The following is a 12,015-nucleotide window of genomic DNA, read 5'->3' as shown; positions in this document are numbered from 1 at the left end:
GAGTGATGGATTAATAGGGAGAATTGCTTATGAGCATTCGATTTCATCGAGCAGTTTGATCTCAACTAATGCCGCCAAACTCGCGATCGTAGGCGATCTGAAGAAATCGGCTGGATGCAGATCGACGGAAAAACCAGTCCGGATTCGGGAAAGCAGTTGTATCCCCAACAGCGAATCACCCCCTAATTCAAATAAATTATCGTCCACGCCAATGGCATCAATTCCCAGCATGTTTTTCCAAATCTCTGCAATGTTCATTTCCAGCTCACTTTCGGGTGATTTGAATGCCGTTGACAACGCTGGTCTTGAAAATCTTCCTGTCTCACTGGAACTGGGCGCTTTAAAAGCAAACGTTTGCGCTACCAAGTCGTGCTGTGTTTGGCTCAGCAGAGTATGCAAATCGTTCGGAGAAACGATTACTTGAGGCCTATGCGGACCGTTCACGATCCGTTCGAACACTGCTGCGCCTGCTTGCGGTTCAATTCCTACGCCCTCTGGCATGTTCATGTTTGCAGCCATACCCACTTCCCGCCAGCTATCCCAATTGACTGAAATGACCCGATAGGCAGATTCACGGTAAGCGGCGCGCGCCACCGCATCCAAATAAGCGTTAGCAGCACAATAATCGATTTTATTGAGTCCACCCGCGATCGTAGCTAGCGATGAGCATAACAGCATGAAATCGAGTGGATCATCCTTGAAAACTGCTTGCAACGCGCGCATTCCATTTATTTTAGGTGCAAATACTCGTGTTATCGCTTCATCCGATTTGGTAGAGATTAATCCACCGCTGAATTCACCCGCAGCATGGATCACACCATTGATCGCACCGAAATATTGCCGTGCCTGCGTCACTGCCGCCTCTAATTCACTCTGACTACCTATATCTGCATTCACGACCAGGATTTCAGCACCTAATGCTTCCAGCTGCCTGATTTTTTCCAGCTTTCTACCTAATGCGCTGTCTTTGCCGGTTCCCGACAGAATCTCCAGCCAGCGTTCGCGTGCAGGGACAGGAGAACGCCCCAGCAGCACCAATTTAGCTTGTTGAGTACGTGCCAAATGTTCTGCCAGTGTCAGACCGACGCCACCTAATCCGCCGGTGATCAGATAAACCCCACCTGATTTGAAGCGGTTCTTTACGATGGCAGGAGGTTGCATAGGTTCGAAACATTGAAGCCAGCGGTGAGGTCCCCGGTAAGCAACCACAGCCTTTCCGACATCCGTTTGCGACTCAGCCAGAATCTGCTTAGCCAACTGCAATGGAACCATAATACCCTTCACCTGAAAGTCAATATCGATCAGACGGCAAGTAACATTTGAATATTCCTGTGGAATGACTTTGTATGGCCCGTAGACCAAAGCTTTTTCCGGGCACAATATTTCGTTACCGGTAACATCCTCCATTTGATTCGTCACCATGGAAATACTGATTTTTTTAGCTGAAGGAGCAAATGCCTGAGTAGCCTCCAGTGCTCTGGCAAGGTAGAACAGACTGTAGAAATTGCTGTTCATACTGCTTGTCTGAGACCCAGTTTTACCCTCCGCACTCAGACTCCAAAGATAAAAAATATGACCGATCGTTTTACCTTCTTCGCGTATCGACTGTAGTAACTGATCGAAATCGCGAGAACTTTCCTGAGAAATCCGATAGCGATGCGAACTTTCTCGCTGATAGGTGGTACCAGCAAAAACCTCGATAGGCTCAATTCCAAATAGACGTAAATGACTAGCTAACGCTTCTCCTATTAAATATTCATCACTGAATATCAAATAAGCACCGGCTTGCTCCGGATGGAAGCTATCGAAGTCAATTTGTTCAGTGCGCTGCCAGGACGGTACGTAGAGCCATCCATTTATCGACTGTGCGACAGTCTGTTCCCGTTTCCTTGCTGCCAAAGCTGGCTGCACGCCGGCTTTTGATTCGGATTGCTCATCATCGGCTTTAATCCAGTAGGATTGACGATCAAAAGGATAGGTTGGTAACGGTACGCGATATCGGCGTTCATGCGCATAAAATTGCTTCCAATCGATAGCCACGCCATTTAACCATAGCTTGCCGAGTGTGAGATATAGGTGCTTCTGTGCCAAATGGCTTTTATTGGGATGAGGTAAGGATGACAAAATAAGCTGCCCGGGATTTGCCAACGGATGACGTTGCGCGAGTGTCGTCAACGTTTCTCCAGGTCCAACCTCAACTAATACTTGTGCTGGATCAGCCATCAATGTGTGCAAACCATCATTAAAGCGCACCGTCCCACGTACATGCTGTCCCCAATAATGCGGATCGATCGCTTCTTGAGGTGTAATCCAATCACCGCTCAAGTTAGAGAAAAATGGAATTTTAGGCGATTGACGTTTAACCTGAGCAACCTGCTCAATAAAAACTGGCAGTAATGGTTCTACCATATGCGAATGAAAGGCATGCGAAACATGCAGTCTTCGGTAGCCGACATCGCGTGCAGCCAATTTTTTTTCAGCTGTTTCGATCGCCGCAAGCGGACCGGACAGTACACAAAGTGCCGGTCCATTGATCGCTGCCAGATCACATCCTTCGAACTGGTAGGATGCGAGTTCTGCTTCGGATAGCATAACAGCCAGCATGGCGCCTGTTTCCATTTGCTGTAACATGCGCCCACGCAAGGCTACCAAGCTCAGCGCATCCTGCAAAGAAAATACATCCGCTAAACAAGCAGCCACATATTCGCCTACGCTATGACCAATCATTGATGCAGGCTGGATTCCCCATGATATCCATAATTGTGCTAAGGCATATTCAATAACGAACAAGGCGGGTTGTGTGACTTCAGTTTGTTCAAGCCGCGAGGAAGCTGCCAATCTATTGGTTTCATCCGCACCTGGGTACAGAATGGCAAGAAGATCGAAATCAAGGTGCGGTCGCAGCAATTGCAGACATTGATCAAATTGCTGGCGGAAGACAGGCTCCTTTTGATAAAGATCCCGCGCCATATCGATGTATTGTGCGCCTTGCCCTGGAAACAAAAATGTTACAGACCGGTGCTCGACTACATTGTATTGAATAACAGAGCGTTCACTCTCTCTGTTTTGCAATAATGTAATGGCATCCTCGTGATCATGACAAAGCGCAATTGCCCGCTGAGCAAATTGTTTTCTCCCGACCTGCAGCGTATAAGCAACGTCAGCTAACGGCTGCTCTAAATGAGCTTCAAGGTGCTGCTGCAATCGATTCGTGGCTCGTTCCAATGCTTCTGGACTGCGCGCCGACAATACGAGCAGCTGCCAATCGCGCGATGCACCCGAAGGGATACGGTGGGGTGCTTCCTCGACAATCATATGCACATTGGTGCCACCGATACCGAATGAGCTGACCCCGGCGCGCCGTGATGTGGATTGTTCTGGCCAAATTCTGCATTCAGTATTGACGTAAAAAGGACTGGATGCAAAATCGATCTGCGGATTGGGCTGCTCAAAATTCAGGCTTGGCGGCAACATCTGACGTTTCAATGAAAGGACCGTCTTGATCAGTCCGGCTACTCCAGCAGCTGAATCGAGATGCCCCACATTGGTCTTGACCGAACCGATGGCACAAAACCTGCGTTGATCAGTACTTTCACGAAATGCCTGCGTCAAAGCTGCGATCTCGATCGGGTCACCGAGTGTCGTACCTGTTCCGTGCGCCTCCACATAACTGATCGTATCGGCAGAAATGCCAGCAATGGCCTGGGCAGCCAGAATCACTTCCGTTTGCCCTTCTACACTCGGAGCGGTATAGCTTACTTTGGCTGAGCCATCGTTATTGATCGCCGATCCCTTGATGACTGCATGAATAGCGTCCCCGTCTGCTAAAGCATCCGACAATCGCTTCAATACTACAATACCGACACCACTGCCAATGACTGTTCCTGCAGCCTTTGCGTCAAATGCACGGCAATGCCCATCGGGCGAAAGAATGGCGCCGGGTTGATAGTAATAGCCATCTTCATGCAGCAAGTTAACCCAAGCGCCGCCTGCAATGGCCATGTCGACCTCATGATTAAGCAGGGCACGGCAAGCAACATGTGTCGCGGCAAGCGAAGTGGAGCACGCAGTTTGGACGGTGATCCCAGGTCCGCGTAAGTTGAGCTTATACGCGACGGTCGTCGTCATGGAATCTTTATTGTTACCATTCATCAACCCCTGCAGCGAAGAAATATCCTGCTTGTCCATTCTGCGCCCGCTCGATAGCAAATTAAGCAGCAGATAAGTATTCACGCCGCATCCTGCATATACGCCGATTGGATCGGTATATCGCGAAGGATCATAGCCGGCATCCTCCAAAGCTTGCCATGCCACTTCCAGGAAAAGCCGATGCTGCGGATCGGTCTCCGCAGCTTCCCGTGGGGTATAACCAAAAAAAGACGCATCGAAGCAATCGATATCATCCAGCTGAGCAACCGCTTTTATGTAATGGGGGTCATTCAATACCTCCGCTGGCACACCGCGTGCATGCAGTTCTTCATCGCTGAGAAAAGAGATGGATTCGACGCCCTCTCGCAGATTGCGCCAAAAAGACTCGATATCGTTCGCGCCGGGGAAACGGCATGCCATTCCGACTATGGCGATATCAAGTTCTGCATCTTCCAGTATTTTTTCAGGATTATCCATTACTGTATCCTCTCTTGTTTCCGTTGAATGAGAGCGCCGCGTTGCCGCTGCGCACGCGCCTGATGGCGTGATAAGGAAGCTGTACCTGTCTTCCCTTGAATCAGAAATTTTGCCAGACTGGCAACGGTGGTATATTTGAACAAATCAACCATGGCAATCTGCCTGGCTAAATGTTCTTCCAGCTTTTGCTTGATTTTGATCAACAGCAGTGAATGCCCTCCCAAATCAAAAAAGTTGTTGTGCAAACCGACTTGAGGCATTTCAAGGGCTTCAGCCCAGATTTCCGCAATGGTTTTCTCCATCAGATTGACAGGTGGGTCGTAATCCGGTGTATCAAACTGTTCAGGGGAAGGTAGCGCTTTCCGGTCTAGCTTGCCGTTCGGATTAAGAGGCAGCATATCCAGGAAAATGAACTGGCTGGGTATCATGTAGTCGGGCAGCGTAGCTGTCAGCGCTGTTTTTAATAGTGACGCGTTTAATTGAGTATTGTCGTGCAAAACGACATAGGCAAGCAGACGGAGACCATGACGTCCCTCATGAGCAATCACCGCAGCTTCACGTATCCCGGCTAGCGTGAGCAAGCGTGCCTCGATCTCTCCCAATTCGACACGAAAACCACGCAGCTTGATCTGATCATCGAGGCGACCGAGATACTCAAGCTGTCGATCGTCTCGCCAGCGCACTAAATCTCCTGTCCGATAAAGACGGCCTCCCGACTGATCGAATGGGTTAGCTACAAAGCGTTCACTAGTCAAAGCGGGGCGATCGAGATAACCGCGCGCCAATCCTTTCCCTCCAATATAAAGTTCACCGGCTGTGCCGGGTGGCACAAGATTGAGCTCAGCATCAAGCACATAGAGCGTGCGTTCACCCACCGGCTGGCCGATTGGCGCGAATTCACCGATCACTGACATTAACGCATTCTCATTGCTCTGATCAATCCATGCAGCTGGAGTGACCACTGTTTCAGTTGGGCCATAAGCATTCACCAAACGAGCTTTCTGAAATATCGCACGAGCCGCGATCACATCTGCTGCATACCATGCTTCACCCCCTGCTATACAGGTACGCACCCATTGCCGGGCACGATCAATTTGTGGAAGTAATAAGCGCAAATAAGCAGGAGGAAGATGCAGGATCGTTATTTTGTGTCGCTCGATCAGCTCAACAAAACCCTTTCCTGCCAGATGATGATTAGAAGAAAGCACCAGCGTCGCCCCTTCAGTCAGCGGTCCCACCCACTGCTCTGCTGCTGCATCGAAATTCATCGAAAAAAACATTAATTCGTGATCGCCCTGCTGGATCCCATAGATTTTTTTGATAGCAGACAAATGCATGGCTAGCGGACCATGAGAGACCGCCACGCCCTTAGGTCGACCAGTCGACCCCGAGGTGTAAATCACATAAGCGAGATGGTCGCTATGCAAGGTAATATCAGGATTAATTTCACTTACTGCACTCAGATCAAGCGTATCAAGTTCGAGGATCTGTATCTCTTCGCGGTAAGGCAATCGCTCGCTGAGATAAGATTGAGTCAACAGCAGTCGAGTCCCACTGTCTTCCATCATATAAGCCAGACGATCATTAGGATACTCAGGGTCAAACGGTATATACGCCCCCCCTGCTTTTAGAATAGCCACAAGCCCTATAATCAACTCGACGGAACTTCGCTCGAGTGCAACGCCTACCCGCACTTCAGGTTTGACACCCAAGTCGATAAGCCGATGGGCAAGCTTATTCGCCCGACGATTGAGCTCGGCATAACTCAGCTCGATATCACCCGAGATTACTGCCGTCATGTGCGGGCATCTGTCTGCCTGGCACTCAATCATATGATGAACTGGTTGGTTGATGGATGAAGTCTGCTGATGGCCTCCCCAGAGTGTAAGTTGCTGTTTATCCGTTTCATCCAGCAGATCGATGTCGCCAATGGCAATGGTTGGCTGCATTGAAAGATGCTGCAAAATTTGTAGATAGTGGCGCGTAAGGCGCTCGATCAGAGCAGGATCGAACAGGTTAGACGCATAAATGAAACTGGCGGATACATTCCCATCGGGTAATTCAACGGTTTCAAGTCTCAGTTCCAACTGGGCTGCCTGCTCAGGAAGGACATAATCGGTAACCGCCAGCCCAGAGTATTGCTGCAAACTACGGTAGTCTTTCTGTAAATGATTGAGGGTAGCTTGAAATAGTGGATTATGGCGTAAATCTCGCTGAGGATGCAGCGCTTCGACCAGTTGTTCGAATGGCAAATCCTGGTGAGCCTGGGCATTGATCGCATCCTCCCGCACTTGATCCAGAAGGTCAGCGAGCGACATACGTCCATGCAATTGACTCTGCAAGACCTGTGTGTTGACGAAAAAACCAATCAAGCTCATCGTTTCAATACGGTGGCGATTAGCGACGGGTACACCGATGCGAATAGTCTGTTGCCCTGTATGACGAAATAACAATACCTGGAAGGCGGCCATTAGTGACATAAACAGGGTCGCCCCACGATCAAATGAGAATTGGCGAAGTTTTACCAATACCGCTTGTGGCAGATCGAAACTGTGACGTGCGGCAGGGTAACTCGTTACAGGCCGTCGTACTCGATCAGTTGGCAATGTTAAAACCGGATGTGACTCACCTAGGTAACTTCGCCAGTAAGCGAGCTGCCTTTCCTTTTCGCCTGCTTCAAGCCATTTTTGTTGCCAAACCGTGTAGTCTACATACTGAATAGGCAAATGAGCGAGTTGAGCTGGTTTTCCTTGGATAGACGCCTGATAATAAGCTGCGAACTCATTCAACAAGATTTGCATGGACACACCATCGGCAATGATATGGTGCATGACAATAACGAGAATATATTCGTACTCAGCTACCCGGATCAATGCTACTCGTAGCAAAGGGCCTTGCATCAAATCAAAGGGCATCGAAATGATGTGCTGCGCTTCCGCTGTCACTTGCTCTTCACGCTGTGTAACATCCCAATCCAACAAATCGACATCCGTTATTGCTAATGACGATGTCGATTGTATTACTTGCTCGACCACGCCTTCCGTACTGATACGAAATAAGGTGCGTAATGATTCATGCCGTTCGATCAATGCCTGAAAGCTCGCAACAAACGCTTGTTTATCCAGCATCCCTGATAATCGCAGCGCATGCTGAACGTGATAGGCCGTGGTGTCAGGATCGAGTTGCCAAAGAAACCAAAGACGCTGTTGGCCGTAGGATAATGGCAAGCTATAGCGCTCATTCCGCATAGGCATAAGGCGGCACGTATTGGCTTCTTGTGAGATTTCCTTCAAGGATGCCACACGCTTAATTTCCGCCGCACACTCTTGCAGTCGTGGGTACTGAAATAGATTACGCGGAAGAAACGGAATATGCCAACGATCTGAAATGTGCGCTACGACCTGAACAGCAGAAAGTGAATTACCCCCAATAGCAAAGAAATGATCTCCACGCTTCAATCCCGTACGGTGCAACACAGTTTCCCAAATAGCTGCCAAAGCAAGCTCTGTTTCATCTTCCAACAGACAAGGGAGCGGTTTGCTCCCACCGAGCACAAAATGACCATATTCGTAGATGGCATAAGCATCCAGCGTGCGCTCGCGCCAACCTTGACGGCAAGCCGAGCGTTGTAACTTGCCACTCGAAGTTTTGGGAAGTGCACCAGGGTTTAGCAGTACCACTACAGATAAGGGCTCATGACAACTTGCACTGACTACCTCGCTGAGGGCTGCCACCAGAGCCTCGGCAGAAACGAGTTTCTGCATGTTGCGTGACACTTCTACTGCAACACCGATCCCTTCCCCTTCTTTTCCTTCGACTGAAAATGCCGCGATCCGCCCTTTACGTACAGCTTCCACTTCTTCCTCGATAACTAACTCAATGTCCTGGGGATAAATATTTTGTCCACGGATAATGATGAGATCTTTGAGTCGTCCCATAATGTATAACTGGCGCGCATAGATAAAACCCAGATCACCGGTACGTAACCAGCGTGCGCCTTCATGATCAACAAAGGTTTCAGCAGTTTCCTGTGGACGCTGCCAGTAGCCCTGTGCGAGGCTGAGTCCATCCGTCCAAATTTCGCCGACGTGACCTTCTGCCAGCGGAATCTGCTTCTCAGGGTCCATGATTTTTACCGAATGATTGGAAGCAGGAAAACCACAGGCAACGATCGGGATACCTTGCATCGTCACCTCCGCTTGACCTTGTGCCAGCTTGTCGGACGAAAATTCATGCACTTTCATACCCTCTCCACGCACGCCTCCCGTCACAAACAATGTCGCTTCAGCCAAACCGTAGCAGGGATAAATTGTGCCAGCCGGAAATCCAATTACACTGAAACGCTCGATAAAAGCACGCATCGTGTCTCTGCGCACGGGCTCGGCACCCGAGAAGGCAACACGCCAGGTCGATAAATCAAGTCCCTGCAATTGAGAGCTTCTCACGCGCTCGACACATAACTGAAAGGCAAAATTAGGTGCGCCACTTACTGTGGCGCGATAGCGTGAAATGACTTCCAGCCAGCGCACAGGGCGTTCGATAAAAAACTGTGGCGTCATGAGTATTGCCGGAATTCCCCGGTGTAACGGCTGCAATAATCCGCCAATCAATCCCATATCATGGTAAAGCGGCAGCCAACTGACGAAAATATCGTTCTGCCCGATCGACATGCCTTCTTCAAAAGCCCGGGCATTGATCATTAAATTATGATGACTGACCATTACACCTTTGGGCGTAGAAGTCGATCCAGAAGTATATTGCAGAAAAGCAATCTCATCTTTCTCCGGCATGCGCTCATGCCATGCGGACGCCATACCAAACCTGTTATTTTTCATTATGGCGTCAACCGCTAGAATATGAGCGTCTGCCAATTGCGTAATCGCTGTCTCGCTAATCAGCGGTATAATTTCGCTAGTTGTCAGAACGCATCGCGCCTTTGCATCGGTTGCAATCGCGAGCAGCCTTGCCAGATGTTGCACTCGTATTGATTCGGGTGGAAAAACCGGTACCGCGATCATTCCTGCATAAAGACAGGCAAGGAAACCGACTACATAATGTTCATCGTTATCCATTAACAATAGTATTCGATCACCTTGATCGAACCGATCCTGTAAAACAGCGGCAACAGCCCTGACATACAAATTGAGCGAAACATAATCGAACTGTTTGTCAATGAGTGTATCGCCATTCGCACTCACTACGATCAGAGCTATATCTGTCGGTCGCTCACGAGCGAGCGTTTGCAGATGCATCACAATATTGTCAGGATAACTGCGAGAAGGAATCAGTCTTGTATTCATGATTAATACTTAAAATAAATGCATGCTTTACGGAAAAATTATTAACCCAGCCTGGTTTTGCATACTTCATTTGCTTCCGGGATTAATTAGGATAGAAAAGGCTGGCGCTTTGCTAGCGATTGACTTTTATGGGTCAATGCTAATGCTGCCGCATAGTGAATGGGTGCACTGATCGACCAGGCGTTGACTTCTGCCCATTCAGTTTGATCGTGAGTAATACAATAGCTGCCATCATGTTTTGGCAGAACAGTTATAGCTGGCAGGTATTCAGAAATGCCACATCCCACTGCTTTCAGCACCGATTCTTTCACGACCCACAGCTCAATGAAGTTCTTGCTTGACCAGATTCTCCACGCCCGTTCTACCGAAGAAAGCACATGCGCCTCCAGATTGGCAACATCCCGATGACACTGCTCAATATCGACACCTACTTCCCCATGAGTAGATAACGCAATCAAAGCAAAATTATCAGCATGGGAAACGTTGAACTCGATGCCGGAATGCGCTGGCAAGTACGGCTTACCAAAGCTGTTCGTTTCAATGCGTAATGTCTGAGGTGGCGCCATCACACATTCCGCCAGCAGACGGCGGAGCGCTGCACGTGTCGCAATAAAGCGCACCCGGTCCCGCAGTTGACGAAAGCGAAGTGCGCGCGCTTTTTCTTCTGCGCTCAGCAATGCCCAGTCAACAGCAAGCTGATTCGAATCGAAATCGAACTCGAGCAACCAAGCATCCACTCCAATAGGCATCGTTTCAGGCAATTGCAGGCACTTCAGGTGCTTCATGAGGGAATCCACTTAAACTTTCTGTCAGACGCTTTACCAGAGTGTGCAGAAATACTTCTTCAGACTGACGAAGAAAGAAATGACCACCCTCAAACCAATCCAAGGTGAACGCTTGAGCACCTGCCAGTCGCCAATCATCCAACTTTGCCGCTTCAATCTCATCCGCACGCCCGCCAAAAACATGGATAGGAATGGGCAAAGGCGGTAGTTCCACATGCTGGAAGCTCCCACATAGCCGGTAATCGATTGCCAATAAATCCAGCGTCATCGCCAGCAATTCCGGATGATCGAACACTTCTTCCGGTGTACCTGCCTGTTTTCTTAGTTCCGCGATCAATGCTGCCTCACCCTGTATTTTGCTATAGCGCTCGCTATCCTGGCGATTGGGTGCTGCGCAACCTGAAACGACCAATGCAGTAGGAAGCGGTAATTTCTGAGCAGACAAGCGATGGGTAATCCCATAAGCCAGCAAGGCACCCATGCTATGTCCAAAAAAGGCATAATTTTCGGGCAATATGGGCACAAGCTCATTGCTTAAGCATTCAGTCAGCGCCAGATAATTTTCTTCAAGGAATTCATCTATCCGGCTATCACGCCCTGGCAATTCGATCGGCTGCACCGTAATCCAGGAAGGTAGTAACCGTCGCCATCGGAGGTACATAGCACTACCCGCGCCGGCACAAGGTAAACAGAACAGGGTGAGTGATTTGCGCATAGATATATTGCTCTAAACCTGGTTATCCATAAAAAGCCGCAAACTGAGCGGACGCATATCAGTCCAGACTTTCTCAATATGATCGAGACAGGTCTTTTTGTCGCCTAGCACACCGGTATCCTGCCAGCCACCAGGTATTGCTTTCCATTCCGGCCAAATAGAGTATTGTTCTTCATGATTGACTAAAACGCGAAAAACACCATCTTCGCGATCAAAGCAATTCGTCATAGCACACCCTCAGATTTATAAAAAAATAGGATTTTTTAATGCTTCTAAATAAGAATGCTTCTTATTCATACTAGATTAGACGAACCGGCTTATTGAGAATACAAAGAAATGTTAAAAATCTTTTTGCAAACCCCTAATGCCCTGCTTATTAAATGAGTGAGGGAGTTTTATAGAGAAGTTATTCCGACTGTATCCAACACAATAAGTGAGTGGATCTATAAAGAATTGAAAAGCATGAAGCTTTTCTTCATTGAGTCAAAACAAATTCAGCACTAAATACACGCGACTCGGAAAAATCAATTGCGAAATACCTTATTCGATCTGGCTGGAGCTCATATGAAGTACAGATATTGCTTCGCTG

5 protein-coding genes are annotated in these 12,015 nt (G+C 48.7%); all 5 read right to left on the bottom strand.

Annotated elements, in window-relative coordinates; translation table 11 throughout:
- Nucleotides 1-27 precede the first annotated feature (27 nt).
- The gene (locus BM283_RS06425) at nucleotides 28-4,626 is read right to left on the bottom strand and encodes a type I polyketide synthase (RefSeq protein WP_090691036.1); all 4,599 of its coding nucleotides are present in this window, start codon (nucleotides 4,624-4,626) and stop codon (nucleotides 28-30) included.
- A complete protein-coding gene (locus tag BM283_RS06420) occupies nucleotides 4,626-9,926 on the bottom strand; it encodes a non-ribosomal peptide synthetase (protein WP_090691035.1) in 5,301 nt (1,766 codons plus the stop codon). Before BM283_RS06420 ends, BM283_RS06425 begins: the two co-directional genes overlap by 1 nt.
- 86 nt (nucleotides 9,927-10,012) lie before the next feature.
- Nucleotides 10,013-10,711 carry a 4'-phosphopantetheinyl transferase family protein gene (locus BM283_RS06415; protein WP_090691032.1) on the bottom strand — a complete coding sequence of 233 codons (699 nt, stop codon included), beginning with the start codon at nucleotides 10,709-10,711 and terminating at the stop codon, nucleotides 10,013-10,015.
- Complete coding sequence (locus BM283_RS06410) at nucleotides 10,680-11,426, bottom strand: thioesterase II family protein (RefSeq protein ID WP_090691028.1); 747 nt, start codon at nucleotides 11,424-11,426, stop codon at nucleotides 10,680-10,682. The genes BM283_RS06415 and BM283_RS06410 overlap by 32 nt, the downstream gene beginning before the upstream one ends.
- A gap of 12 nt (nucleotides 11,427-11,438) precedes the next feature.
- The gene (locus tag BM283_RS06405; RefSeq protein ID WP_046850527.1) at nucleotides 11,439-11,654 is read right to left on the bottom strand and encodes an MbtH family protein; all 216 of its coding nucleotides are present in this window, start codon (nucleotides 11,652-11,654) and stop codon (nucleotides 11,439-11,441) included.
- Between the last annotated feature and the right edge of the window lie 361 nt (nucleotides 11,655-12,015).

It is taken from the genome of Nitrosomonas sp. Nm34, from assembly GCF_900113925.1.
Taxonomy (GTDB): Bacteria; Pseudomonadota; Gammaproteobacteria; order Burkholderiales; family Nitrosomonadaceae; genus Nitrosomonas.
Note: the sequence above shows the minus strand (reverse complement) of the source record. Positions and strands in the feature narration are given on the sequence as shown.